Source organism: Prolixibacter sp. DSM 2831, from assembly GCF_056493735.1.
Map to the genome: position 1 here is coordinate 302,218 of NZ_CM151379.1, position 26,499 is coordinate 328,716.

General features: G+C 46.1%; 21 protein-coding genes. 12 read left to right on the forward strand and 9 right to left on the reverse strand.

All coding sequences use genetic code 11. The features are described 5' to 3' along the window. Window positions 1–13 precede the first annotated feature (13 nt). Window positions 14–769 (reverse strand): CHAD domain-containing protein, encoded by a 756-nt coding sequence (locus tag AC060N_RS01210; protein WP_479525553.1) that lies wholly within the window; start codon window positions 767–769, stop codon window positions 14–16. A gap of 161 nt (window positions 770–930) precedes the next feature. On the opposite strand from AC060N_RS01210, the gene gltX reads away from it, so the two are divergent. The 3 genes from gltX to AC060N_RS01225 all read left to right on the forward strand — a co-directional run bounded on the left by gltX (window position 931) and on the right by AC060N_RS01225 (window position 12,056). Continuing rightward, a complete protein-coding gene (gene gltX, locus AC060N_RS01215; RefSeq protein WP_479525554.1) occupies window positions 931–2,460 on the forward strand; it encodes a glutamate--tRNA ligase in 1,530 nt (509 codons plus the stop codon). Between the two features lie 457 nt (window positions 2,461–2,917). Then, entirely contained in the window at window positions 2,918–10,939 is an 8,022-nt protein-coding gene (locus AC060N_RS01220) for a cadherin domain-containing protein (RefSeq protein WP_479525555.1), read from the forward strand. A 202-nt stretch (window positions 10,940–11,141) separates the two neighbouring features. Beyond that, the gene (locus tag AC060N_RS01225; protein ID WP_479525556.1) at window positions 11,142–12,056 is read left to right on the forward strand and encodes a DNA adenine methylase; all 915 of its coding nucleotides are present in this window, start codon (window positions 11,142–11,144) and stop codon (window positions 12,054–12,056) included. Here the strand turns inward: AC060N_RS01225 and AC060N_RS01230 are convergent. From AC060N_RS01230 to AC060N_RS01245, 4 genes are all read right to left on the reverse strand, one after another. Continuing rightward, entirely contained in the window at window positions 12,053–12,535 is a 483-nt protein-coding gene (locus AC060N_RS01230) for a DUF7004 family protein (RefSeq protein WP_479525557.1), read from the reverse strand. The two genes, AC060N_RS01225 and AC060N_RS01230, sit on opposite strands and share 4 nt — an antisense overlap. A gap of 19 nt (window positions 12,536–12,554) precedes the next feature. Next, window positions 12,555–13,217 (reverse strand): NADPH-dependent F420 reductase, encoded by a 663-nt coding sequence (locus tag AC060N_RS01235; protein WP_463230974.1) that lies wholly within the window; start codon window positions 13,215–13,217, stop codon window positions 12,555–12,557. 42 nt (window positions 13,218–13,259) lie between these two features. Then, a complete protein-coding gene (locus AC060N_RS01240; RefSeq protein WP_479525558.1) occupies window positions 13,260–14,252 on the reverse strand; it encodes an isoaspartyl peptidase/L-asparaginase family protein in 993 nt (330 codons plus the stop codon). 148 nt (window positions 14,253–14,400) lie between these two features. Then, complete coding sequence (locus AC060N_RS01245; protein ID WP_153641022.1) at window positions 14,401–16,017, reverse strand: ABC-F family ATP-binding cassette domain-containing protein; 1,617 nt, start codon at window positions 16,015–16,017, stop codon at window positions 14,401–14,403. Window positions 16,018–16,254: 237 nt separating this feature from the next. Between AC060N_RS01245 and AC060N_RS01250 the strand changes: the two genes are divergently transcribed. From AC060N_RS01250 to AC060N_RS01270, 5 genes are all read left to right on the forward strand, one after another. Further along, on the forward strand, window positions 16,255–16,827 hold the full coding sequence (locus AC060N_RS01250; RefSeq protein ID WP_463230971.1) for an RNA polymerase sigma factor: 573 nt from the start codon (window positions 16,255–16,257) through the stop codon (window positions 16,825–16,827). Between the two features lie 56 nt (window positions 16,828–16,883). Continuing rightward, on the forward strand, window positions 16,884–17,312 hold the full coding sequence (locus AC060N_RS01255; protein ID WP_479525559.1) for an anti-sigma factor family protein: 429 nt from the start codon (window positions 16,884–16,886) through the stop codon (window positions 17,310–17,312). A 7-nt stretch (window positions 17,313–17,319) separates the two neighbouring features. Then, window positions 17,320–17,865: a Spy/CpxP family protein refolding chaperone gene (locus AC060N_RS01260; RefSeq protein ID WP_479525560.1), complete on the forward strand. Its 546-nt coding sequence runs from the start codon at window positions 17,320–17,322 to the stop codon at window positions 17,863–17,865. Between the two features lie 117 nt (window positions 17,866–17,982). Further along, window positions 17,983–18,480, forward strand: a complete 498-nt coding sequence (locus tag AC060N_RS01265; protein ID WP_479525561.1) for a Spy/CpxP family protein refolding chaperone — start codon at window positions 17,983–17,985, stop codon at window positions 18,478–18,480. A 421-nt stretch (window positions 18,481–18,901) separates the two neighbouring features. After that, on the forward strand, window positions 18,902–19,282 hold the full coding sequence (locus AC060N_RS01270) for a (deoxy)nucleoside triphosphate pyrophosphohydrolase (RefSeq protein ID WP_479525562.1): 381 nt from the start codon (window positions 18,902–18,904) through the stop codon (window positions 19,280–19,282). A gap of 292 nt (window positions 19,283–19,574) precedes the next feature. On the opposite strand, the gene pgeF is transcribed toward AC060N_RS01270, so the two are convergent. Further along, the gene (gene pgeF / locus AC060N_RS01275) at window positions 19,575–20,402 is read right to left on the reverse strand and encodes a peptidoglycan editing factor PgeF (RefSeq protein WP_479525563.1); all 828 of its coding nucleotides are present in this window, start codon (window positions 20,400–20,402) and stop codon (window positions 19,575–19,577) included. 197 nt (window positions 20,403–20,599) lie between these two features. Here pgeF and ppk1 point away from each other — a divergent pair, with 197 nt between their 5' ends. Both ppk1 and AC060N_RS01285 read left to right on the forward strand, forming a co-directional pair. Beyond that, a complete protein-coding gene (ppk1, locus tag AC060N_RS01280) occupies window positions 20,600–22,660 on the forward strand; it encodes a polyphosphate kinase 1 (protein WP_479525564.1) in 2,061 nt (686 codons plus the stop codon). Window positions 22,661–22,700: 40 nt separating this feature from the next. Next, entirely contained in the window at window positions 22,701–23,255 is a 555-nt protein-coding gene (locus tag AC060N_RS01285) for a hypothetical protein (RefSeq protein ID WP_479525565.1), read from the forward strand. Here AC060N_RS01285 and AC060N_RS01290 read toward each other — a convergent pair. Beyond that, window positions 23,228–23,740, reverse strand: coding sequence for a hypothetical protein (locus tag AC060N_RS01290; RefSeq protein ID WP_106541238.1), 513 nt, complete (start codon window positions 23,738–23,740; stop codon window positions 23,228–23,230). The genes AC060N_RS01285 and AC060N_RS01290 overlap by 28 nt on opposite strands. 206 nt (window positions 23,741–23,946) lie before the next feature. Here AC060N_RS01290 and AC060N_RS01295 point away from each other — a divergent pair, with 206 nt between their 5' ends. After that, window positions 23,947–24,573 (forward strand): YgjV family protein, encoded by a 627-nt coding sequence (locus tag AC060N_RS01295; RefSeq protein WP_106541239.1) that lies wholly within the window; start codon window positions 23,947–23,949, stop codon window positions 24,571–24,573. Here AC060N_RS01295 and AC060N_RS01300 read toward each other — a convergent pair whose 3' ends face one another. Continuing rightward, entirely contained in the window at window positions 24,574–25,212 is a 639-nt protein-coding gene (locus AC060N_RS01300; protein WP_479525566.1) for a DUF3267 domain-containing protein, read from the reverse strand. Between the two features lie 309 nt (window positions 25,213–25,521). Next, window positions 25,522–26,091 carry a peptidylprolyl isomerase gene (locus AC060N_RS01305; protein WP_479525567.1) on the reverse strand — a complete coding sequence of 190 codons (570 nt, stop codon included), beginning with the start codon at window positions 26,089–26,091 and terminating at the stop codon, window positions 25,522–25,524. Window positions 26,092–26,234: 143 nt separating this feature from the next. Between AC060N_RS01305 and AC060N_RS01310 the strand changes: the two genes are divergently transcribed. After that, window positions 26,235–26,495, forward strand: a complete 261-nt coding sequence (locus AC060N_RS01310; protein WP_479525568.1) for a CPF_0552 family protein — start codon at window positions 26,235–26,237, stop codon at window positions 26,493–26,495. Window positions 26,496–26,499: the final 4 nt, after the last annotated feature.

Genomic DNA, 26,499 nt, shown 5'->3' on the forward strand with positions numbered 1-26,499 from the left:
TAGGTATTGAAAGTTATTTTGTTAGTTCTTTTAATGACTCCAGAATTCGTACCTGCTCAGTTATCACTGCCCGGGCAATTCGTGGTAACCAAACGGGAGTATGCCCCCGTGAATGTTGGCCTGCAAACCGTCCGATAAATTGCAACAGGACCTGCAGGTCGTGCCAGGCTCCCAGCTTCTCGTCGAGTGTTTCCAGTTTTCCGGTTATGGATTCATCCCAAACGGACCGTTTTTCCGGTAGCAACTGATTCAAATATATCAGTTTCTTCAGTTGCTTCCGCTGCCAGTGCAGGTTGCCCGATTTTTCGGAATCCATGTGAGCTGTCAGCACCTTTTCTATCAGTTGTTGCAATTGCTGCGTAACGATGTCCGTAAGTTCTTCCGTAGGTATTTCATTTCGGTGTTGTTGTTCAAATGTATCGATATCGTGAGCCGGAAGACGTTGGAGACGTTTTTCTTCTTCACGGTAGTGGTGCCTTAGGTAGTTTTGAAAACCGTTGGAAGGTAATCGGTGCTTCCTGCAAATTTTGCGGAAGCGATGCAGAGCTACTGTTAGATCGCGCAGACGGCTGGTTTGTTGGTAGTATTCCCGGAAGGGAGTAAAAAGTGATTTCGAAGTGTAACGCTCGGGATAAAAAAATTCGAGGAGCAGGCATTGCACACGAACCGCTTTTAAACGAAGCCTGAGCTGGTGCAACTCCTTTTCTTTTTCCCTGTGGACAGCATGGTTTGGGAAAACGGTTGTTCCGTTTTTGCTTAGAGCAATCATGGCAAATTGATCAACAATTATGGCTTTGGATCGGTTTCAACAATCTGTCATCCTTCGGCCGTTGTGGGTTTATTGGCCTGCTTTTTCCCTAGGAGCGTGATCTTATTTCTTATCTTTGCCCCAACTTTTTGACAGAACGTGAAACTGAAAAATATACCATCATGAGTGAGAGAAAAGTGAGGGTTCGTTTTGCTCCGAGTCCAACCGGACCGCTTCACATGGGCGGAGTGCGTACCGCGCTGTTCAATTACCTGTTTGCCAAAGGACACGGAGGTGATTTCCTGCTCCGTATCGAAGATACCGACCAAAACCGTTACGTGCCGGGTGCCGAAGAATACATCATGGAGAGCCTGGCCTGGTGTGGAATGCAGATCGATGAAGGTCCCAAAGAAGGTGGCCCTCACGGACCATATCGTCAAAGTGAGCGTAAAGAGTTGTACCATCAGTATGCTGAGCAGTTGGTCGCCAGTGCCAATGCCTACTATGCATTCGATACGCCGGACGAACTGGAAGCTGCCCGCAGCAATGCGGAAGCAAAAGGAGAAACTTTCACGTACAATGCGGCGACCCGCGACAGTATGAAGAACTCACTCTCACTGCCTGAGGAAGAATGGAAAAAGATGTTGGCGGACGGTGTTCCCGCTGTCGTTCGTTTCCGGATGCCGGATAACGAGTCGGTGACGGAGGATGATCTGATTCGTGGTCGTGTTACCTTCGAAACATCGCTGCTCGATGACAAAGTATTGTACAAAGCCGATGGCATGCCAACCTACCACCTGGCCAATGTGGTGGATGATCACTTGATGGAGATTACGCACGTTATTCGTGGCGAGGAGTGGTTGTCGTCGATGCCGCTGCACGTTTTGCTGTACCGGGCACTGGGTTGGAGCGATACCATGCCGCGCTTTGCTCACTTGCCGCTTATCCTGAAACCAGTTGGTAAAGGTAAACTCTCGAAACGCGATGGTGACAAAATGGGCTTTCCCGTTTTCCCACTGGAGTGGAAAGACCCGAAGTCGGGCGAAATTTCACGCGGTTACCGCGAAGACGGATATTTCCCGGAGGCATTTATCAATGTGTTGGCATTACTGGGTTGGAATCCCGGAACAGAGCAGGAATTGTTCTCAATGGATGAATTGGTCAATGCCTTTTCGCTGGAACGCGTAGGTAAGTCGGGTTCCCGTTTCGATCCGGAAAAAACCAAGTGGTTCAATCATCAATATCTAGTTGCAAGGAGCGACGAGGAGCTTGCGGAATTATTCCTTCCGTTTTTGAGGGAAAAGGGAATTGATGCCGGGCAGGAGATGGTAGCCCGGATTTGCGGCATGGTGAAAGAGCGTTGTAATTTTGTCCCGGAAATCTGGGAACAGAGTCATTTCTTTTTCGAAGCGCCAACCGACTACGATGCAAAAGTGGTGAAGAAGCGTTGGAAAGAAGGTACGCCAGCCATGATGACCGAAATCGCGGACTTCCTGGAAACAGTGGAAAACTGGAAAGCACCGGAAATTAAAGAGCCTTTCTCAGCTTTCGTAAATGGGAAAGAGTGGGGATTTGGAGCGGTCATGAATGCTTTCCGGCTTTGCCTGGTAGGCGGTGGATTTGGTCCTGACCTATTCGAGATATGCGAGATCATAGGCAAGGAAGAAACCATCCGCAGGATACGGAACGGAGTAGCCAATATTCAGCGATAGCTATTTTAGATAATATTTTATATCGGAGGGTTGCCTGATTTTTCGGGCAGCCCTTCTTTTTTTTAATCCACATATTGCTAATGCAAAGTGAGTTGAATGCATCCGGAAATGCCCTTCTAGATGAAATTATGATAGATAGAGTGGTATTGTCGTTTTTGTAAATGATAATTATGTTTTTATTGATTAATGATTTTGGGATAGTATTCATACACAGTGTAGTATGTTAAATGGCATATGAACGACGCCCTCGACCTGTTTGGAAGTACTATTTTCACTGGTGAGCAAGCAATTTTTCATCGAATGTTCTAAACATAATTTCATGTTATGTATTGATAATCAGTACATCTTTATTTATCATGCTCTTACATTTCAAACCTTTTTGCCTTATATTTATATACGGTAAAGATGCCTCCTGGCATCTTTCTGTAGCTTAATACTAACCTCTAACCTCAGTTTTATGAAGAAACCTCTACTCTTGTCATTTATTATCCTATTAATCGGAATAAATGTTATGGCAGCAGGGGGACCTGGCCTGACTGACTTTTCGTCCCCCGAGAATACCCGAAATGGTGTTGCACTTATGGCAGCGGCGCCTCCTCCGACGATTACCAGTAATCAAAGCTTTTCGGTTCTGGAGAACAGTGCTTTGGGAACAGATGTAGGTACTGTTGGTGCCAGTGATGTTACGACGAATCCGTCCTGGTCGATTTCCAGTAATGTAAATCCCGATGGCGATAGTGATGATGCTTTTAACATTGATGCAGCAACGGGGCAAATAACCGTGAATGATCCCACCGATCTGGATTATGAAACCAATACTTCTTTCGTTATCGAAGTATCGTTATCCGATGATTCTGGTGCGGCTACACCTGTAAATGTGACTATTAACCTGACGGACGTAAACGAATTTATTCCGGTGGTTAATTCAGCCGGACCATTTACCATTGATGAGAACACCTCCAACACGACCCTCATTGTGAAGATGACTGCAACAGATGTTGATGGTTCAGCAACGTTTAGCGGATGGACGATTTCGAGTGGAAATTCTTCCGGGGCGTTTGCCATTGATGCGTCTTCCGGAGAGCTCACAGTTGCCGATAGTTCTGCCCTGGATTACGAAATCACTACCTCGTTTACTATAGGTGTAAAGGTCAGTGACGGAACAAAGCTCAGCGAAGAGGAAGCTGTAACCATCAATCTGGTCGATGTAAATGATGTGAAGCCGGTTATTGGTATTGGGCAATCGTTCAGCATAGAGGAGAACACTGCAGATGGTGAGAGCGTTGGAATCCCAAAAGTTTCTGATGGAGATGTCACAGAGACAATTTATAAGGATTGGACGATCTCCTCAAGTACTTTATCCGGTGCTTTCGCTATTAATAGTTCTACCGGTGAAATCACGGTTGCTAATTCAACGTTGTTAGACCGCGAAACAGTGGCGACAGTCACATTGAGTCTGACGGTTGATGACGGAGCCAATACGAGTGATCCGCAGGATGTAACCATCACTTTGACAGATGTAAATGATGTGGCACCGGTAGTAACAGCCAGCCAGAGTTTTACTATTGATGAGAATACTGCTGCCGGAACCAGTTTGTCTCCGGTCCTCGCAGCTACGGATGGTGATGTTACATCAACGACTTTTTCAAACTGGACGATTAGCACGAATATTAATCCGGATGGTGACGCCAATCCTGCATTTGCAATTGATGCCAGTACAGGACAATTGTCTGTCAATGATGCAGATGACCTGGATTATGAAACGAACACCTCTTTGACGATTGGAGTTAAGGTTAGTGATAGTAAAAATCTTAGCGCAGAGCAAAACGTGACCATCAATCTGAATAATCTGAATGATGAAGCTCCAATTATCACCGCAGATCAAAGTTTTTCCATTCCGGAAAATAGTGCATACGACTATTCAGTGGGGACAGTGGCCGTGACGGATCCTGATTCGCCGTTGCCCACTACGTACCATGATTGGAGCATTAAAAGCGGAAATACAAATGGAGCGTTTTCAATCGATGCTTCTACCGGCGAAATCAAAGTAGCTAACAGTTCAGAACTTGATCTGGAAACTACAACTTCATTTACTCTGGGACTGACTGTGAATGATGGAGATAATACTAGTTCTGAAGAGACTGTTACCATTCATTTGACCGACGTTAATGATATCGATCCGGTGATTACTTCCGACCAATCTTTCAATGTGGATGAATTCATCGATAATGGTACCATCGTTGGTACTGTTGAGGCAACCGACGGTGATACTACAACTACGAGTTTTACATCATGGACCATAAAAAGTGGGAATACAGGAGATGCATTCGCTATCGATGGAACTACCGGCGAAATTACGGTAGCAACCTCTTCTGCACTTGATATCGCAGTTAATCCAACTTTCACATTAACGCTAACCGTTAGTGATGGTGTCAATACGAGTGCTGAAGAGACGGTGACCATTAATCTAACGGATGTCAACAATCAAAATCCGGTTGTTACCAGTGGTCAGACATTTGATGTGGATGAGAACAGTGCAGCGACTACTTCGGTAGGAACAGTGGCTGCTACAGACGCCGATTCCAATACAACTTTCCAGGATTGGACCATTACCAGTAATGTAAACGGTGATGGTGATGCGAACGATGCATTTGCTATTGATGCTTCTACCGGAGAAATCACCGTCAACGACGCGGATGATCTGGATAGGGAAGCCAACGTTTCTTTGATTATTCAGGTTACTGTCAGTGATGGAACCAACACATCAGTAGCAGAGAATGTAACCATTAATTTGAATGATTTGAATGACGTCGATCCAGTTGTCGATAGCGGGCAATCTTTCAGCATTGCTGAAAATCGTCCGAATGGGACGGTTGTTGGAACGGCTACTGCGAAGGATGGTGATGTTTCCACAACTACCTTCCAGAATTGGGCCATATCTTCCAGCACGGTTGATGGAGCTTTTGCGATTGATGCTTCGACGGGACAGATTACAGTAGCCAATTCAGCGGATTTGGACAGGGAAACCGTGGAAACGATTACGCTTAGCTTGACGGTTGAGGACGGCGTCAACACCAGCGATCCACAGGATGTGACCATCACATTGACGGATGTGAATGATGTGGCACCTGTGATTACTGCTGACCAGGTTTTCAATGTGGATGAAGGAAGTGCCAATGGTACAGTCGTTGGTACAGTTGCCGTAACCGATCAGGATGTAACTTCCACTACTTTCCATGACTGGACTATTACCGGAGGGAATACCGACAATGCTTTTGGAATTAGCGCGTCTTCCGGAGAAATTACCGTGACAAATAGTTCAGCTTTAGATTTTGGAGTTAATCCATCGTTTACACTGGCATTAACCGTCAACGACGGAACGAATACGAGTGCTGTGGAAAGTGTTACCATCAATCTAAATGATGTCAACGATAAAGCTCCGGTTATTACAGCCGACCAAACCTTCACGATAGACGAAAACAGTGTCAATTCGACCGTTGTCGGAACTGTTGCCGCTACTGATCCTGATGCAGGAACCACTTTCCAGGATTGGACCATTGTTTCAGGCAATACCGATAATGCGTTTGCCATCAACAGTTCAACCGGTGAGATTACGGTAGCTACCAGTACTGCTCTGGACAAAGAGACAACGTCATCTTTTACACTTAGCTTAACGGTTAGTGACGGCGCAAATACCAGTGCTGAGCAAACCGTTGCCATTACTTTGAACGATTTGAACGATGAAGTGCCGGTAATAACAGCCGATCAAACTTTTTCTATCGATGAAAACAGTGCCAATGGTTCATCCGTCGGAACGGTGCTGGCTACAGACGGCGATGTAACGGCAACAACTTTCCAAAATTGGACGATTACTGATGGTAATACCAATGGAGCCTTTACCATCAATGGTTCTACCGGTGAAATCACTGTGGCTAAATCAACCGAGCTCGATAGAGAAGTAGTTACTTCTTACACGCTGACGGTAACCGTTGATGATGGAGTGAATACCAGCGATGCTAAAACACTAACCGTGAATGTGAATGACGTGAATGATGTATTACCCGTCATAACTACATCGCAATCTTTTACCGTTGATGAGAATAGTCTGGTGGGAATACCGGTCGGGACGGTGTTGGCAACTGATGGCGATGTGACAGCAACGACGTTCGGGTCATGGCAAATTGTTACCAATGTGAATGAAGACGGAGACATGAATAATGCCTTTACCATAAACAGTGGGACGGGCGAGATCACGGTAAACGATGCCGGTGATTTAGATCGTGAAATAGCTGAGTCTTTTACCATTGGAGTTACAGTGAGCGACGGAGTGAATACCAGTATTCCGCAGGATGTGGTAATTAATCTGAACGATTTGAACGACGAAGCACCGGTCATAACGGCGAACCAGATTTTTAATGTAGATGAAAATGCTACCGAAAGTACTGTTGTGGGAACCGTTGTTGCTACGGACATTGATGTTACGGCTACAACTTTCAGTAGCTGGACTATTCTTTCCAATGTTAATCCTGATGGCGATGGAAATCAGGCTTTTGCTATCGACAGTAATACAGGTCAGATAACAGTGAATGATGCCGGTGATTTGGATCGGGAAACGAATGAATCTTTAACGGTACAACTGACTGTTTCAGACGGTTCGAACACCAGCAATCCGGTTGATGTTGTAATTAATCTGAATGAATTGAATGATGTGGCTCCGGTGGTAACTGCTGATCAGTCTTTTACAGTTTATGAACAAAGTGCTGTCGGAACAACGGTTGGAGTACTTGCTGCCACTGATGGTGATGTGGGCGCGACAACGTTCCAGGATTGGTCCATTGCAACCAATGTAGATGTGGATGGCGATGGAACAGATGCCTTTGCTTTAGATCCCTCTACCGGAGTGATTACCGTGCTCGATCCGGATGATTTAAACCGTGAGCTAAACGCTTCGCTTACAATTCAGGTCACAGTTGGTGATGGTATGAATACCAGCGATATGACTGATGTAATCATTAATTTGAGTGATACCAACAACCAGCCTCCGGTGGTCACAGCCGGACAGACTTTTCAGTTAGATGAAAACAGTAATAATGGGACCCTTGTGGGGACTGTTCTGGCCACTGATAGCGACGTGACAGCAACCACTTTCCAGGATTGGATTATCACGGCCGGGAATGATGCAGGTACTTTTGTTATCGATTCATCGACCGGACAGATATCTGTAGCTAACAATACGCTGCTTGACCGCGAGGCTATTGACTCATTGGTTGTCAGTGTAACTGTTAGTGACGGAACCAATACCAGCGCTTCCGAAGATGTGACTATTTTCCTGAATGATGTGAATGATGTGGCTCCTGTCGTAACCGCCAATCAGTCATTTGCCATTGAAGAGAATAGCGCCAATGATATGGTTATTGGAACACTTGTGGCAACTGACGGCGATGTGACAGCAACGACGTTCGGGTCATGGCAGATTGTTTCCAACGTGAACGGAGATGGAGACACGAACAATGCCTTTACCATAAACACCGGGACAGGTGAGATAACGGTGAATGATGCCGGCGACTTGGACCGCGAAGCTGCGGCTTCGTTTACGATTGGAGTTACGGTGAGCGACGGAGTGAATACCAGTACTCCGCAGGATGTGGTAATTAATCTGAACGATTTGAACGACGAAGCACCGGTTATAACGGCGAACCAGATTCTTAATGTAGATGAAAATGCTACCGAAAGTACCGTTGTGGGAACCGTTGTTGCTACGGACATTGATGTTACGGCTACAACTTTCAGTAGCTGGACTATTCTTTCCAATGTTAATCCTGATGGCGATGAAAATCAGGCTTTTGCTATCGATAGTATTACAGGTCAGGTATCAGTGAATGATGCCGGTGATTTGGATCGGGAAACGAATGAATCCTTAACGGTACAACTGACTGTTTCAGATGGTTCGAATACCAGCGATCCGGTGGAGGTGGTAATCAATTTGAATGAATTGAATGATGTAGCGCCAGTAGTTACTGCCGACCAGTCGTTCACTATTAAAGAAAAGAGCGACGTTGGAACGACCGTTGGAACACTTGCTGCAACGGATGGCGATATTAGCTCAACAACCTTCCAGGATTGGGCGATCGCAACCAACATGGACGTGGATGGTGATGGAACTGGTGCTTTTGCACTGAATGCTGATACAGGCGTGCTTACTGTTGCCGATTCCGATGATTTGGACCGTGAACAAAATGCTTCACTAACGATTCAGGTAACCGTTGGCGATGGTGTCAATACCAGCGATACGACTGATGTGGTTGTTAATTTGAGTGATACCAATAACCAGCCTCCGGTGGTTACGGCGGGACAAAGTTTTCCGGTTGATGAGAATGCTACCAATGGAACCGAGGTAGGTACTGTGGCCGCGACTGACGCTGATGTAACGGCTACCACGTTCCGGGACTGGACTATTGTAGGTGGTAATGATGCCGGAACATTTGCAATAAATGATTCGACAGGAGTCATTACCGTTGCCGACAGCACATTGCTTGACCGAGAAAGTATTGAGTCAATCGTGTTAAGCATTACTGTGAGTGACAGTATTAATGTGAGTGCTCCGGAGGATGTCACGATTACACTGAATGACGTGAATGATGTGGCACCGGTGGTTACCGCTGACCAGTCATTTACCATTGAAGAGAATAGTGCCAACGATTTGGTTATCGGTACGCTGGTGGCAACCGATGGTGATGTGTCGGCAACTACGTTCCAAAACTGGAGCATCCTTACGGGAAACGCTTCCGGAACTTTTGCCCTTGACGAATCGACTGGAGCGTTGTCTGTCGCTGACAGTACGGCTCTCGATCGCGAGACAACTTCATCTTTCACCCTTGGTGTGGTAACTGGTGACGGTATGAATACGAGCGATACGGTGGATGTGATCATCAATCTCACGGATGTGAACGATGTAACGCCGGAGGTTACGGCCGATCAGTCATTTAACGTTGATGAAAACAGTGTTGCCGGTACGACCATTGGAACGGTGCTAGCCACCGATGGTGATGTGACCGCAACAACATTTACGAACTGGACGATTAGCACCGGAAATGACAGTATGGCCTTCGCCATCGATAGTTTGTCAGGTGTTCTCTCTGTCAACGATCCGGCAACGCTCGATCGCGAAGTGCTCGATTCGCTGGTGATTGGGGTCTTTGTGAGCGATGGACTGGATACCAGTGCGGTGCAAAATGTAACGATTCACCTGAATGATGTGAATGATGTCCTTCCGGTTATTGCTGCGGATTCGACATTTGCCATTGACGAGAATAGTCCTGCCGGTACCATCGTAGGAACAGCTTCAGCTACGGATGGCGATGTGACCGCAACTACTTTCTCCAACTGGGCCATTATTGATGGAAACACCGGAGGAGCTTTTGTCATTGATGGCAGCTCCGGTCAGATTACGGTTGCCCAAAGTTCGGCGTTAGACCGCGAGAAAATCGATACCCTGAAGCTGAGTGTAACGGTTAGCGATGGAGTGAATACAAGTGCTCCTGAATTGGTCATCGTAACATTGAATGATGTGAACGATATCCTGCCGGTTATTGCCGCCGGACAATCGTTTACCCTTCCGGAGAATACGGTGGCAGGAACATCCGTTGGTACGATAGAGGTTGCCGACAGCGATGTGACTGCCAGCACGTTCAACAATTGGCAAATATCGACCAATTTCGATGGAAACGGTGATGGTAATCCAGCTTTTGCTATCGATAGTTTATCGGGTAACCTCACCGTCAACGATCCGGGCGATCTCGATTTTGAAACTGTGCCGGATTTCAACATCGCGGTAACGGTTGACGATAGTGTGAATACCAGCCTTCCGGTGGAAGTGGCTCTGCATTTGACGGATAAAAACGACAATGCGCCGGTTATAATTACGATGCCGTATTTCACCATCCAGGAAAATTCGGAAATCGGAACATTGGTGGCCCAGTTTGAAGCTACCGACGTAGATGTTACGCCGGCAACCTTTACCTGGCACATTGTGAAAAATACCGATCCTGATATGGACGGAGCGGAAGCATTCATCATCAATGAAACGAATGGTAATTTGTATATCCGCGATAAGGATGACTTCGATTATGAAGCTAACGATGAGCTGAAAGTCAGGATATCTGTCTGGGATGGCATTAACCGAAGTGACTACCTGGAAGTAATTGTCGGCATTACAAATGATACCAGCGACGATGTAACAACCGGTTTGGATGACCTTGCCTTGAAAGAGGTGAAGGTGTACCCGAATCCGGCTCAAAGTTATTTCTATATCGACGGTCCTGTCGGGGAAACCGTACAACTGATTGACATGAATGGTCGATTGGTGAAAACAGCGCTGATGGAATCAAATATCCAACGCTTTGATCTATCCGGAACTCCAAAGGGAATCTACCTGGTGCAGATACAGCACAAAACCGTATCAAAAGTAATTGTCAGGTAATTTCCGAATTTCTCCTACCATCCGAAGGCTCTCCTGTTTCAGGGGAGCCTTTTTTAGTATGGATATTTATCCGGAGAAAGATGTGATAACCTGAAGTTAAGATTATGTTTTATTGTAAATCGCGACTTTTTCACGATTTCTTTGGCTGCACGTTCCTGAAACTGTATTTTCGTGGAAACGAGACGTTCGTAAAGCATCTGTTATGGTTTATCCCACACATCATAAAAAGCCAGCCACTGCCCGACCCTTTTTAAAGTGGGCCGGTGGAAAAAGGCAGCTTTTGCCGGTTATTACAGATGCACTTCCGAAAGATTTGGAGAAAAAACCCTTTGTGTATGTGGAGCCCTTTGTAGGTAGTGGTGCCGTACTTTTCAGGATGCTCGACAAGTTTCCCAACATTGAAAAAGCCGTCATCAACGATGTCAATGAAGATTTGATTCATGCGTACCGGACTATTCAGGAGGAACCGGATGCTCTGATTGAGGCCTTGCAGCAATTGGAGAAAGAGTATTACGGTAACCCGGAAGAGGAATTCCGGCAAATGCATTACCAGATGGTGCGACAACTTTTCAATGAGCGGAAAGCATCGAGAGCCCATCATACGGCTTACCTTATTTTTCTGAACCGGACGTGTTACAATGGCTTGTATCGGGTGAACAAGGATAATCAGTTCAATGTGCCTTTCGGGAAACACAAAAATCCGAAGATTTGCAACGAAGCCAACATCCGGTTGGTGCACAAAGCCATGCAGAAAGTGGAGATTCGACTGGGCGATTTTGATGCGTTAAACGACCTGGTCACTCCCGATGCTTTTTTCTATTTCGATCCACCTTATAAGCCCATCAGTTCCACCGCATCATTCAATGCTTATTCGCAAAATGGATTTGGTGACGGCGATCAGGAACGTCTGAAGGGATTTTGCGACAAGTTGCACGAAACCGGAGCCCGTTTGTTGCTCAGCAATTCCGATCCGAAGAATGAAGATCCGGAAAATCATTTCTTTGATGAATTGTATAGTGATTATCAGATCGAACGGGTTCAGGCACGCCGGGCAATCAACTCCCGCGGAAGCCGGCGCGGAGAAATCAGTGAGTTGTTAATTCGGAATTACGATTAAAATCCTTTTTCCAGCATGAGTTTATCAAGCGCTTCAGCCGGTTTGCCCTTGCTGAAAGTGGCAGCCTGTTCGGGTGAGTTATCCTCTATTAATATTTGATGAATACCTAATCGTTTAATCCGCTTTTTCAGAATCGCATGCTCTTTGTTCTCTTCGGCTACCATTCCGTAGTAGATCACCGTTAGCCATTGTTCCACTTCATCGGTCACTTCACCATATTTCAACGATAACCTTTTGATGCGCCGTAAAATCAACGGGTCGACTATTTTCCCGGTAGGAGCATAAACCGATACGAAATCGTTGTATAGCTTCTGCCGGCCGAAATGATTACCGATGGTTTTCAGCTTTTGAAAGTATTCCTTATCCCGTGGAGCCACAGTTTTTCCTTCCGGAGAACGAAGGAAAACGCACCAGTCATCGAACTTGCCACGGCCAAAGAAAACGACCGCCCCATTGGTTAACGTGGTTGGATCGTGCATTGTTAATTTTCAACCTGGCCTAAGGTTTTCGTACAATATTGAAGTTGAATTCCACGGTTCCGATTTTGCTGAATAAGCGAAGCCAGAGTGGAAGCAGCATCTCGGTTCCGCGGGCAGCGGTAATATCGCCCAGGTCGATGATGTTACTGTCTTTCCAGCCGAACTCCTGGAGCAATTCCGAGGCTTTCGTTCGGGCATCGGAATCATTTCCACAAACGAAAACGTTGTGGTCACCGGGAATGCCTTCGGGATGCAGCATAATTTCACAATTCATGGTGTTGAGGGACTTCACCACCATTGAATCCGGGAAGTGATTCTGAATCTGTTCGCCCAGCGAACTATCGTTGCAAAAGAGCAGTTTGGGCGGCATGCCGTTCGTAAAATCAAGCGGATTGGCTACATCGATGATGACTTTCCCTTTCAGATTTTCGGCGCCAGCCAACTCGAGTGCGGTAATGGATGCATGTCCGTTGGTACAATTGAAAACGATTTCGTCAGCGAAAAGGGCTGCATCGGCAAAGGTACCGTTGTTAGCCAGGTCTCCGTATTTTTCGGCGAAAGCCACAGCTTTTTCATTTTCAGCTGAACGCGAGCCCATACATACTTCATAGCCTTTGCCGACCAGACGGGATGCAATGGCCTGTCCGACCATCCCAGTTCCCAGGACACCAATTTTACTCATAGCTAATTTGATTGGTTATACATGATTAGGTTGATTTCTGAATTATTCTTCGTCGCCGTAAATGGCTATATGCTTCTCTCCGGTCGACTTGACAAAGCCACGGAACATGCCCGGTGTGTTCATCATCATCACGACATTCCCGTCTTTGTCCAGTCCAATCATTCCTCCATCGCCGCCGGCTTTTACCAGTTCGTTGTTAATGATTTCGTTGGCCGCATCGTGAAACGAAAGGTGCTTGTATTCCATCAGTGCAGCTATGGTTCGGGCTACCGTGTAGCGAATGAAGAACTCGCCGTGGCCGGTGCATGAAATCGCGCAGCTGTTATTGCTGGCATACGTTCCCGCCCCGATGATGGGGGAGTCGCCAATGCGGTGAAACCTTTTATTCGTCATGCCGCCGGTGGACGTCCCTGCTGCCAGGTTACCATATTGATCGAGGGCGGCACAACCTACCGTTCCGAATTTGTTCTTGCCTTCTTTTGCGAGATAACGTTGCAGTGCATCCCATCGCCTTTGCGTGAAGAAGTAGCTGCTGTCGACTATCGTTAATCCCTGCAGACGGGCAAATTCCGACGCACCGGAACCATACAGCATCACATGTTCTGATTTTTCCATTACTTTCCTCGCCAGCGAGATGGGATTTTTCACATCGCCAACTCCGGCGACAGCGCCTGCATTCAGCGTTGCTCCATCCATGATGGCGGCATCCATTTCGTTGGTCCCGTAGTGAGAAAATACGGCTCCTTTTCCGGCATTAAACAGCGGGGAATCTTCCATCACCCTTATGGTATGTTCTACCGCATCGATAGCGGTTCCGCCGCGCGACAAAACAGCCTTGCCCGTATCGAGTGCTTCACTGAGTTTGTTGCGGAATTGCTTCTCGAGTTCCGGGCCTAGATTTTCGCGGCTGATAACACCGGCGCCGCCGTGAATCACCAAAACATATTTCGGAGGTTGAGCCTGCGACGGAGTGGACAGAAAGCTTGTGAAGAGGAACAAGAAAAGATAACTCAGGAGAAAGGCTGTTCGGTTCATTTGTGCAGGTATTGGATTCGTTCTGATGAAGATAGGAAAAACAGCGGCCAAATGAAAAGCCTTCGGAAGGGGAAAAAGAAAAAGGCTGCAACGGACTTTCATCCATCGCAGCCTTTGATACTATTTGTTAATGGTCAAGCAGTACAAATTATTGCTGGTACATCGATTCGCGCAATTCTTTGATGCGGTCGTCGGTGATGTAATCGTCGTAATTCATCAGTTTATCTATGATGCCATTCGGCGTGAGTTCGATGACACGATTACAAACGGTTTGAATGAACTCGTGGTCATGCGATGCCATCAGCACAATGCCCGGGAAGCTAATCAAGCCGTTGTTGAACGCCTGAATGGATTCCAGGTCGAGGTGGTTGGTGGGGTTGTCCAGCATCACCACGTTCGGGTGGCGCATCATCAGTCGCGAAATCATACAGCGCATCTTTTCACCTCCGGAAAGTACTTTCGCACTTTTGAAAATTTCCTCGCCAGAGAAGAGCATTTTCCCGAGGAAGGAACGGAGGAAACTGGCATCGGTGTTATCGGTGTATTGAGCCAGCCAGTCGACTAGTGGAAAGTCGTTGTTGAAGAAACGGTTGTTGTCCATCGGAAGATAACCGGTGGTCACGGTTACACCCCATTCAAATTCACCCGAATCGGGTTGAGCGTCTTCGTTCAGAATGTTGAAAAGCGCTGTCATGGCACGCGTATCGCGCGAAAGAAAGACGACTTTCTCATCCTGTTCGATGGTAAAATTGACATTGTTGAAAACCACCTCGCCATCGATGCTTTTACTCAGATTTTTTACCGTAAGGATGTTGTTCCCCACTTCCCGCTCGGGTTGGAAAATAATTCCCGGGTAACGGCGGGTCGAAGGCTGAATCTCTTCCACGTTGAGTTTTTCCAGCATCTTCTTGCGGCTCGTCGTTTGTTTCGACTTGGCCACGTTGGCGCTAAAGCGTGAAATAAATTCCTGCAACTCTTTCTTCTTCTCCTCCATCTTCTTGTTTTGCTGCGCCATTTGGCGGGCCGCCAACTGACTGGAATGGTACCAGAAGGAGTAGTTTCCACCGAACATCCGTACTTTTCCGTAATCGATATCGACGGTGTGCGTCGACACGCTATCGAGGAAGTGACGGTCGTGCGAAACCAGAATCACCGTATTGTTGAAGTTGGCGAGGAAGTTTTCCAACCACATGACCGTTTCCAAATCGAGGTCGTTGGTCGGCTCATCGAGGAGCAGGTTGTCGGGGTTTCCGAACAGAGCCTGGGCCAGCAACACGCGAACTTTTTCTTTCTGTTCCAAATCGCCCATGCGGCGATAATGCAGACTTTCACGAATACCCAGTCCGCTGAGCAGGGCTGCAGCATCGCTCTCAGCGTTCCAGCCGTCCATTTCGGCAAATTTATCTTCCAGCTCGGCTGCCTTCATACCATCTTCTTCCGAGAAATCGGGCTTGGCATAAATGGCATTCTTTTCCTGCATAATGCTCCACAACTCTTCGTGTCCCATCATCACAGTATCGAGCACGTTGAATTCGTCGTAAGCGTGGTGGTCCTGGCTGAGTACCGACAATCGTTCGCCAGGTCCCATGGAAATAGAACCTCGGGTCGAATCCTGCTCTCCTGAAATCATTTTCAAAAAAGTAGATTTTCCGGCTCCGTTCGCTCCAATTACTCCGTAGCAGTTACCGGGTGTAAACTTCATGTTCACATCCTGGAAAAGTATTCTTTTACCAAACTGAATGGCTAAATCTGAGACTGTAATCATTTTTAAAAAAGGCTTTTGAGGCCGCAAATGTAGGAAAAAAACGATGCGCGTTCGGTAATTGGTTGTTAAGAAATCGGAACTATTGTATAAACCGGCAGTGATTAAACCAGTTGCCTGATAAACAATCTAAAGAAAACCTGCGGCGGAATGAGGTGAAAATATTTTTCAATCCATGGCGCAAGTTTTTTTACCTTGATGTGTCCAAAAGAAAAATCCGGACAACGATTAGAACCATTAATGGACGAGAAACAACTGGTTATTGAATTGCAAGCAGGCGACGAAAACGCTTTTCGTCACCTTGTCGGGGAATATCAGCAGCAGGTATTTCGCACAGCCATGGGATTTGTCCACGATGGTTCGGAAGCTGATGATATTGCACAGGAGGTTTTTGTCGAGGTTTTTAAATCGGTTCATAGGTTTCGGGGCGAAGCGAGCCTTTCGACCTGGATTTACCGGATGACGGTCAACCGTTCGCTGAACCGGTTACGGAGCCGGAAACGAAAAGGCTTTTTTCAGCGAATCGAGGCGTTCTTCCAGGATGATGCAGATTGGACCGGGGAACCGGAAGCTGATTGTTCTATCCATCCCGAAGCGGTGGTAGGTAACCAGGAAACGGCTCAGGCGTTGCAACAGGCGCTTGGTAGTCTGCCGGAAAATCAGCGGACGGCTTTTGTGCTTTATCATTACGAAGATATGGCTTACAAGGAAATCGCTACCGTGATGAACGTTTCGCTGTCTTCGGTTGAATCGCTGATTCACCGGGCGCGAAAGAATCTGCAAAAGAAACTGATGAATTTTTACAAAAAATGAGGAACCCGGCGCAAGTTTTTCCGGGCAACGGTGTCAAACAATAAAACGAGGTAAAAATGATGAACGAGCAACATATCACAGAACGTCTTTGGGAGTTTCATCTGGGAAATCTTTCGGAAAAAGAAAACCGGCAGATTGAAACCCACCTCGAAGCTTGTGAATCATGTCTTCGTGAATCGGAGGTCGTAAAACAAGCTGTTCAGGAGATAGCCGTTGAACGTTCGCAGGAAGTTCTTCCTTTTCTTTATACCCGGATTCAGGGACGGCTGGAATCAGTGAGGAAACCGGCACCGTTGTGGAAACGCACTCTGGTCACGTCATTGGGAACCATTTTGTTGCTGGTGAGTATCTGGGGCGGCGTAAAACTCGGAACAATGGACGTACGTCAAACTTCCGGTACTTCGGTGGAAAACCCGATGGGAAACCTGGCCATCAACGAGATGGTGAATGAACCAATTGAAGGCTATCTGTTCGACTTTAAATGATTCGGCGATGAGAAAGACACAATTCCTGATATGGGCGGTGATTATCCTGTTTGCCATGAACGTGGCAACGATTGTGACCATTGTGATTAGTCGTAACCGAACGGTTGAACCGAAAGCAATTCAGGTTCAAAATCCACCAGCCGATCCGGACGCTATTCGTTTTCACTTTTTTGCAGAGGAATTGGGATTGAGGCCCGAACAGATGGACGCTTTCCGGAATGCAAACCGCACATTTAATCCACGGGTGCATCAACTGTCCATGGAGATGGCAGATATGAGACGGGAGATGGTGAATGAGCTGGGAAAGGAGAATCCCGACAGGCAGAAACTCGATTCGCTGGCGGCTGCTTTCGGTGATTTACACCGGCAATTAAAAGAACAAACAATTAACTACTATATGGAATTGCGCTCGGTATGCACACCTGAGCAACAGCAACGACTTCATGGGCTGTTTCGTACCATGCTGAATCCTAACAACGATCTTCCTTTGCATCGTTACGGAAGAGGCTGGCGACACGGTCGGGGAATGCGCAGAGGCGGACCTGGAAATTAGTTTATCGGAATTTAATAACTGAAAAATACCCTGGTTTTCGAAAAAAGCTTCGAAGGCTTGAATGGGAAAAGTATGTCATAAAAATCAAGAATGTATCAACTTAAAAATCAAAAAATCATGAAAAATCAAATGTTTAAAGTCGTGTTGACGATTATGTTTGCCGGTTTACTGGCATTGGGAGCCAACGCTCAACCTCGTGGTAACGGTTATGGAAAAGGTCAGGGAAATGGCTATGGATACCGGAATGCAGGAATTTGCCAGAATATTCCCGGATTGACCCAGGAGCAGCAGGATAAAATTGTTGACTTGCAGAAAACTCACTGGAAGCAAATGGACGAACTGCGTCTGAAAAGAATGCGCGCTGCGACGCTGAAAGAACGCGACCAGATTGGTGTTCAGATAGCTGAAGCTCGTGCCGCTCATCATGCCGATTTAATGGCAGTGCTCGACAAAGACCAACAGCAATGGGCCAATGATCATTTAGCTATGGGATTCGGACGTGGTCAGGGACGCGGTGCCGGTTGTGGCAGAGGCTACGGCCAGGGACGTCACGGACGCGGTGCCGGTTGTGGCAGAGGCTACGGCCAGGGACGTCACGGACGCGGAGGATGGTAAAATCCAAATACTTTAATCAACTGTCATACTATTTTATGTGAAGCCTGGCCCGGGGAATTTTTCTCCGGGCTTTGTTTATTTCGCCTGGGGGCAGATTTCTCTGATTACACGAAAGGCTAATGAAAATAGCTTTCTGCTTCGCTGTGGAAGTGAATTGAAAATTTCAACAGCTCTCCGCGTCGTGTCGGCAACCAATTGAAAATTTCAACAGCTTCATTTTTCTTTCCGGGAACGAATTGAAAATTTCAATAACCTCTCGCGTCTCGTCGGCGACCGATTGAAAAATTCAACGGCTCCATTTTTTACGTCGGGAAGGCGTTGAAAAATTCAACAGCGCCAAATATTGAACCGGGAACCTTCTGAAAATTTCAAGGCGGTCAGGAAAAGTTTCATTAGAGCTAATTCCCCTATCTTTACGGTCATGGTGAATGTAGTATGCGCAATTATTCAGAAGGACGGCAAATTTCTGGCTTGCCGGCGGAAACAAGGCAAAGCAAGAGGCGGAAAATGGGAATTCCCCGGAGGGAAAGTAAAAAATGACGAATCGCCGGAAGAAGCTATTGAAAGAGAATTACACGAGGAATTGTCGTTAGACGTCAAGGCTGCTGACATGCTGGGGGCCGTCGTTCACCACTATCCCGATATTTCTATCCGGCTAATCGCGATGAAGTGTTTTGTCAACGGGGGAACTATCTCTTTAACCGACCACGATGAGTTTCGTTGGGTGCCGGTTGATGAACTTCATTCTTTGGATTTTAGTGAGGCTGACTGCCAAGTGATTGATGAGATCCTGTTGGTCTGATTGCAAGCAAATGAAAAATAGTTGTCAACACCCCGGGTATTTTTGTGTGGAAAAATTCAACGAATGAGGTATTGACTTTCTACTTGCCAAGGTTGTATCTTGAATTCAATTATAAAAACGAGTTCCTTCCTAATATTATATCTGTCTTGAATGATGCAGCTTAAAAAAGTCGGGTCGCGGCCATTCTTTACCTGCTAATCTCTTTCGTGCCTATACTAATAGCCGTTCCAATATTTCATAGCCCGAAATGCTGCATAGAACAGCCTGTTGATATCCACATCGGGCTGTTTTTTTATGTCCGAATCATGATTCCTGTTGCCAGGCGTCCGGTAGCGGCACCATCACGGCGGGCGGAATAGAAATCTTCCCGATAGGTGAAGGTGCACAATTCTGCTACTTCAATATTTTTTTCAGGTATGCCTGACTCGAGCAGTTGAATGCGATTGGCTTTCCACAGGTTCAGGTGTGGAGTTTTCTGATGCTCATTTTTCGAAACCAGATACTGAATGAGGCCGTGGTTCTCTCCCAGTTGTTTGTGCACAATTTGTACGACTTCCGGCCCCACCTGGTATACCGTCGGTCCGATTCCCGGGCCAATACCTGCAACGAGATTTTCCGGTTGCGTGCCGTATTCCTGTTTCATTGCTTCAATGGTTCTGCTAACAATCCGGCCAACGGTTCCACGCCAACCAGCATGGATGGCTGCAGCAGCTTTGCGTTGCGGGTCGTAGAGTAAAACCGGGATACAGTCGGCTGTTTTTACCGCGATGCAGATGTTGGGCTCGTTAGTGATCAGTGCATCTGTTTCGTTGAGGTTTTTACGACGAATTTCATCAGTCCAGGTAAGCGCTTCAGCGGTGATTTTGGCAACACTGGACGAATGTGTCTGTACGGGAAAAACCAGCTGCTCCGGTTTTTTCTCCAACGCATTGCTCAGTACTTTTCGATTGGCTTGCACATGAGATTCCTTATCGCCGGAATGAAAGCCCAGGTTGAGCGATTGATAAATTCCCTCGCTTTTTCCGCCGTTCCGAGTGGTCGAAAAATGAACTATTTCCGGGTAACCGGAAAAGTGTGAAAAGGTATAAACCGGAGGATTTCCAAGGTGCGATTTTCTCATAACAGCCGTTTTCGAACTTTTGATGCAAATTATGGTTACCAATAGTGAAAACAATCCCTTACCATTGTAGTTCTGAGGAACCCAAAATTCTATCTTTTTTTCCTTATTTTTTAGGCAGGAAGTAGCCTTTGTCAGGTTGCTTTTACCGCATAATTCTTATCTTTAAAATTTACCATAACATTATGGTCACAAGTTTTATGAGCATTGAAGTTAGAAATAAAGAGATAAGCTGGTTGTCATTTAATGATAGACTGTTGCAGGAGGCTTCGAAGAAGAATGTGCCGGTTATCGAGCGTATTAAGTTTCTGGGAATCTACTCCAATAACCTGGACGAATTTTTCCGGGTACGGGTGGCTATTCTCCGGCGTCTGGCCATGATGGGGCGCACCACGATGGTGGAAGGGTCCGATCCAAGAGAAGTGCTAGATGAGATTGAGCGGATTGTCGTTGAGCAGGGAAAGCGGTTTGAGGTGATTTATAAAGGCATTCTGAAGGAACTGGCCAAGGACTATATTTACCTGGTGAATGAGCAGGAGCTTTCGGAAAGTCAGGGTAAGTATGTGCGCGATTACTTTCTCAAGGAGGTTCGGCCACGGATTATGCCTATCATCCTGAAGAAGAGTCTTCCATTGCCCATGCTAGGCGATGACGCCATTTACATGGCTGTGGAACTAACCGGAAAGGACAAAACGACCTACGCCCTTATCGAGGTGCCTTCGGATGTGCTGCCGCGTTTCATTATTATTCCTTCGGAAGATCCACGCGGAACCTATATTATCCTTTTGGAAGATATTATTCGCTATGAGCTGAAGGACCTGTTTTACATGTTCGAGTTCGAGAATATCAAGTCCTATATTGTCAAGCTGACACGTGACGCCGAGCTGGATATCAATGACGATGTAGCCGAAAGTTATGTGAAGACGGTTGAGAAGAGTTTGGAAAAGCGCGGTCAGAGTGAACCCACCCGGTTTGTTTACGATAAAAAACTGCCGCGTGAGTTTCTGAAAATTTTATTGAAGAAGCTGAATTTCACCAAAGACGACACCATCATCGGTGGTGGTAGGATTCACAACTTCAAGGACTTTATGAACTTTCCGAAAGTGGGAAGTAAAGAGCTCCAATATCAACCGATTTCGCCGGCCCGCCATAAGCGGGTCCTACCGGGAAAAACCTATCTGGAGAGCATCTCAGAAAAGGATCTACTGTTCCATTTTCCATATCAATCGTTTATTCATTTCATCGATCTTCTGCGGGAAGCATCGATTGACCCGAAAGTTACCGAGATTAAGCTGACGGTTTATCGCGTGGCTCCCGATTCGAGTGTGATGAATGCCCTCATCAATGCGGCCCGTAACGGGAAGCAGGTGACCGTTGTGCTGGAACTTCGGGCCCGCTTTAACGAGCAGGATAACATTGAATGGGGCAACATTCTGGATAAGGAGAATGTGAAGGTTATTTTTGGTGTTCCCGGCCTGAAAGTGCATTCCAAAATATGTGTGATTAACCGGAAGGAACACGGCGAAGACAAACTGTTCGCTTGTATCGGAACCGGTAATTTCCATGAGGATACTGCCCGGGTGTTCAGCGACCATTTGTTGTGTACAGCCGATCCTCGCATTACCCGCGAAGTCAACTATGTGTTCGACTTTTTCGAGCGCAACTACAAGCTGAATCGTTTCCGGCATCTGATGGTTTCGCCATTCAATATGCGAAGCCGTATCATTCGCATGATTAACCAGGAAATACGAAACAAGCTGGAAGGGAAAGAGGCGATGTTTTACTTCAAATGCAACAACCTGGTCGATCCGGTTATCATCCGGAAAATACACGATGCTGCCCGGGCCGGGGTTGATGTCAGGCTCAACGTGCGAGGAATGTTTTCGTTGCTGCCTACACCATCCGACCAGAAATACACCATTCCTTGCATTGGGCTGATCGATCGTTTCCTGGAGCATTCCCGTGTGTATTTTTTCCATAATAATGGGCATGAGCGTTTGTTCATCTCATCATCCGATTTGATGTCGCGGAACCTTGACCGACGCGTTGAAGTGGGAGCCCCGATTTATGATGCAGACCTGCGGAACGAGATTAAAAAGATGCTGGAAATGCAGTGGCAGGATAATGAGGCAGCCCGCATTTTGGATAATAACCTGGTGAATCAGCTGAAAAGAACGGATAACGAAACTCCGTTCAAATCGCAGATGGAGTTCTACCGTTTCATCCGGGAACAGCACGGCGATTACGAGGAAGGAATTTAATAAGACAGACGCGCTATAGAAGAATATCAAGACTTCAGATATGGAAAGTCCTGAAGAAATGATCGAATTGTTGCGAGGGGGCTTCGTGAATTTCGGAGGCAGCCAGTCGGGCTTCTGGCACGAAGCTTTGCATAGCAATGCAGCGTTATTCAACCGATGCCTCGAAGCTGCTTTTTCTGATGAACATCCAACCGCATGGCGCGCCTGCTACCTGATTGACAATACGACGGAAAAATATCCCGAATTGCTGGAACCACACATTGAAAAATTCTGTGAGCGGCTTCCCTCTTTGAGCAATAGTTCTCAGAAACGGCATTTTGCCCGTATGTTAACTCGTTGTGTTATTCCTGAGGAGTGGCTGGGGACGGTGGTTAATACCTGTTTCGGATGGTTGTATTCGCAGGAACCACCGGCTGTAAAGGTGCATTGTATGCAGATTATTTTTCAGGCCGGAAAGAAAGAACCCGATTTGTTGCAGGAACTAAAGGCTATTATTGAAGAGCAGTGGGAGATGGAAAGCAAGGGTTTCCGCAGCCGCGGAAGAAAACTTCTGGCAGCTATCGAGGATCAGCGGAAAATGAATGGGAATTCATAAAAAAGGATAAACGATATAATACCCCATAAGAATATCGAGAAAAGCATCAGCGGCAAAAATCTTCTTTTTCGCTCATAATACTTTTTCCCGAGAAATGCTCCCAGGGGAATTGACAGCAAAATCGGTGTCAGGATGATGATGCCCCACATGCCGTATTTCATCCGGGTACGAACAATAAACTTATTTCGGCGGGTAAATTTCCTTCGGTTTCTGCGCCTTTCTTTAAACTGGTCCAGCCAGATTTCCATTCGGCGCTTGAAAGTAGCGGGCGTACAGCAATACAGTTTCGGGAGATGTTCCAGGATTTTATGAATGATGATGCCGCTCAGGTAGTAGTAAAAGATGAATCCAAGGATTCCTCCCGCTTCAACTGCCAGAAAAGTCTCCCAGAATTCAAGCTTCAGTATTTTAACGTAAGGCGGTGTCCAGAAGTATTTTAAGCTTGCCAGAAGAAATACATTCAATATTTTCAGTGCGTATCCCATCTCATATCTCCCCCTAACAAAATTACGTGAGTTTATGATGCAGATGTTTCTTTTTTCCAGATTTATTTGAAGACTTTTTAAATCTTTCTGTAACCCAAAATTGTTTGGTCAGAAGTGACTCAAAGATTAATTTTATGCTCAATTGAAAAAGAGACAAACCAAACACAGCTATTGGGTGTTGTCTTTTGGGATAGAAACTTTTACTTATGGATTTCTCTGATTATTATGAAGCCATTGGATTGGTGGCTTCGGTGTTGGTGGCGATTAGCCTGATGATGTCTTCGCTTGTTAAGTTGCGGTGGTTGAATCTGTTCGGGTCTGTTATATTTTCCGTTTATGGTATTTTAATCCATTCCGTTTCGGTAGCGGGAGTTAATATTTTTATTGTGGGGGTGAATATCGTTCACCTTTGGGGAATTTACCGGAAAAAGGAAGCTTTTCGCGTTGCTTTTGTTCATTCGGAAGAAAACGATTATCTAACTGATTTTCTGGAATATTATCACGATGACATCCAGCGTTTCTTTCCCCGTTTCAATTTCGATATCGAAGAGGAATATCTAATCATGTTTGTACACCGCGACCTGAATATGGCCGGTCTTATTGTTCTGGAAATAAAGGATGCCGATACGTTACACATAGTTCTCGACTACGTAGTGCCCCGCTACCGCGATTACAAAGTGGCCGATTATATTTTCAAGCGAAACATCGATCGGTTCCGTTATTTGGGATACAATATGCTCTATTCCGAAGTGCAAAACTCAGCGCACAACAACTACCTCGAGAAGATTGGATTTGAAAAAGAAGGCGATCGCTACGTATTTCGGATAAAATAATCAGGTAATTTTTTCGTAGAAGTAAGAGCAACGTTCGTGCTTCATGTCGAACGTGACGATCTCTTTATCGGGATGATTTTGATAAAGACAAAGTAACCCGTAGTCGCCGGCGCAAAAGAAGCTGTGGATGGCCATGATGCTTAACCAGAGAATGACTGCCGGTGAATTCTGCCAGATGCACCACAAAGCACCTGCAGCCGTAACCAGGTTGACTACCACGAAAGGAACGAGTGCTACAAATCGGAATTGCTTTTTCTGAATGACTTCGCGGTCGGCTTGGACATAAAAAATGAAGCGCCAGAAATTGGCTCCGAATGAAATATTTTTTACTCCTGTTATCAGAAAAGCTGCGGCATGCAGTAGTTCGTGAATTACCACCAGTGCAGTAAACGAAATAAGCACAGCCAGCGAAAACCATTCGAGTTCCATTTTCGAACCTTTAAAAAAGGTCACAATGCTGTAGACCAGTAAGCCGGCTAAAACGGCACCCATGATGGTTTGGTATATCATATACCGCTTGGCCAGCCTCGAGCCACCCGAAAATTGCTCCAGCAAAAACGCTTTAATATCATCATGGGAAATTCGGGCTACTAGTTTGTAGCCTGGTCCGTGTTGTATCTGTTCAGGAGTTGGTCCCATTTATATTTGTGCTTTTGCGGGGTAAATACCTGCAGACAAGATATAAAAAAACCCGCTGGGATGCAGCGGGGTAAAAACCAAAAATTGCCTGTTCGTTTTCGTGCGAGGCAACTTGAACTTTAATCAACCGATACAAAGATACAGCTTTCGTAATATTAATTTAACAAATATTAAATTAGAATGAGCAAATGAGCATTTTGAATGATTGAATCATATGTTTGAAAGGATGAATGCGGTTTTTTGCCCATTTTAACTTTTAAGAAAGGCACTCTTATTGGTTGATTTTCAGTTCGTAGTTTTTGAAAAACGTCATTTAATACGCTTAATATCTATTATGGTGACTGGATGAATCAAATATTGGCCGGTGTCTGGTTGCATTTGTATTTGCTTAACAACCTCCATACCTTTAGTTACTTTGCCGAATGCGGCAAATCCTTGTCCGTCCGGATTGCGTTTTCCGCCATAGTCAAGTGCAGGTTGGTCTCCAATGCAAATGAAGAACTCCGACGAGGCAGAACCGGGCTTATTTCGTGCCATCGAGATAACACCGTTTTCGTGCCGAATACCGGTTTGTTGAGTTGTTTCGTGTGGGATGGTTGGAATTTTATCTACCAGACTATCTGCGAACAGTCCTCCCTGAATGACTTCAATTTTTACCTGATTGTGCGGCTGGTTATTCATGCGGACCGTGCGATAAAACTCGGCGTTGGTATATACGCTGTCATCTACCAGGTGCAGAAAATTATTGGCGGTAACCGGAGCGTTGTCAGGGTAAAGTTCAACCTGTATGTTTCCCAGAGTTGTCTGGATTTCAACGACGGGTTCGTTTTGACAAGCACTGAAGGCAACCAGAAGGAAAGCAAATACGAAAGTTTTCATTGGAAAAAGGATTTAGCGATGAACGCATAAATATAAATTCTTCCAACCGGAATTTTGTGTGTGTTGATTTGCTAATTCAGTTGATGCACCGGCCGGAATTTCGTAAATTTCTTGTAATCAATTAACCAGAAAACTTTTATTCCATGAAAAGAGATGTGTTATTGTTACTCGTTCAACATCGCGAAGATACCGCTGAACGTGTACAGAAAATATTAACTGGTTGGGGATGTTTCATCAAAACACGGCTGGGACTCCATGATGGCGTATTGGATAACTGTTCCGAAAGCGGCCTGATATTCCTGGAACTGGTCGGTGAGCAGGTTAAACATGAAGAGCTGGTTCGAAAGCTCAAGTTGGTAAAAGGCGTCGATGCTCAGCTCGTGCAGCTCGATGTGACAGAATAGCTTG

Excerpts from the sequence above, each read along its gene's own strand:
- AC060N_RS01220 (WP_479525555.1), top strand. The coding sequence starts at position 2,918 with ATGAAGAAACCTCTACTCTTGTCATTTATTATCCTATTAATCGGAATA.
- AC060N_RS01230 (WP_479525557.1), bottom strand. The coding sequence starts at position 12,535 with ATGCACGATCCAACCACGTTAACCAATGGGGCGGTCGTTTTCTTTGGC.
- AC060N_RS01235 (WP_463230974.1), bottom strand. The coding sequence starts at position 13,217 with ATGAGTAAAATTGGTGTCCTGGGAACTGGGATGGTCGGACAGGCCATT.
- AC060N_RS01260 (WP_479525560.1), top strand. The coding sequence starts at position 17,320 with ATGAGAAAGACACAATTCCTGATATGGGCGGTGATTATCCTGTTTGCC.
- AC060N_RS01285 (WP_479525565.1), top strand. The coding sequence starts at position 22,701 with ATGGAAAGTCCTGAAGAAATGATCGAATTGTTGCGAGGGGGCTTCGTG.
- AC060N_RS01270 (WP_479525562.1), top strand. The coding sequence starts at position 18,902 with ATGGTGAATGTAGTATGCGCAATTATTCAGAAGGACGGCAAATTTCTG.
- AC060N_RS01290 (WP_106541238.1), bottom strand. The coding sequence starts at position 23,740 with ATGGGATACGCACTGAAAATATTGAATGTATTTCTTCTGGCAAGCTTA.
- AC060N_RS01305 (WP_479525567.1), bottom strand. The coding sequence starts at position 26,091 with ATGAAAACTTTCGTATTTGCTTTCCTTCTGGTTGCCTTCAGTGCTTGT.
- gltX (WP_479525554.1), top strand. The coding sequence starts at position 931 with ATGAGTGAGAGAAAAGTGAGGGTTCGTTTTGCTCCGAGTCCAACCGGA.
- AC060N_RS01210 (WP_479525553.1), bottom strand. The coding sequence starts at position 769 with ATGATTGCTCTAAGCAAAAACGGAACAACCGTTTTCCCAAACCATGCT.
- AC060N_RS01295 (WP_106541239.1), top strand. The coding sequence starts at position 23,947 with ATGGATTTCTCTGATTATTATGAAGCCATTGGATTGGTGGCTTCGGTG.
- AC060N_RS01265 (WP_479525561.1), top strand. The coding sequence starts at position 17,983 with ATGAAAAATCAAATGTTTAAAGTCGTGTTGACGATTATGTTTGCCGGT.
- AC060N_RS01300 (WP_479525566.1), bottom strand. The coding sequence starts at position 25,212 with ATGGGACCAACTCCTGAACAGATACAACACGGACCAGGCTACAAACTA.
- AC060N_RS01245 (WP_153641022.1), bottom strand. The coding sequence starts at position 16,017 with ATGATTACAGTCTCAGATTTAGCCATTCAGTTTGGTAAAAGAATACTT.
- pgeF (WP_479525563.1), bottom strand. The coding sequence starts at position 20,402 with ATGAGAAAATCGCACCTTGGAAATCCTCCGGTTTATACCTTTTCACAC.
- AC060N_RS01250 (WP_463230971.1), top strand. The coding sequence starts at position 16,255 with ATGGACGAGAAACAACTGGTTATTGAATTGCAAGCAGGCGACGAAAAC.
- AC060N_RS01225 (WP_479525556.1), top strand. The coding sequence starts at position 11,142 with ATGGTTTATCCCACACATCATAAAAAGCCAGCCACTGCCCGACCCTTT.
- AC060N_RS01310 (WP_479525568.1), top strand. The coding sequence starts at position 26,235 with ATGAAAAGAGATGTGTTATTGTTACTCGTTCAACATCGCGAAGATACC.
- ppk1 (WP_479525564.1), top strand. The coding sequence starts at position 20,600 with ATGAGCATTGAAGTTAGAAATAAAGAGATAAGCTGGTTGTCATTTAAT.
- AC060N_RS01255 (WP_479525559.1), top strand. The coding sequence starts at position 16,884 with ATGATGAACGAGCAACATATCACAGAACGTCTTTGGGAGTTTCATCTG.
- AC060N_RS01240 (WP_479525558.1), bottom strand. The coding sequence starts at position 14,252 with ATGAACCGAACAGCCTTTCTCCTGAGTTATCTTTTCTTGTTCCTCTTC.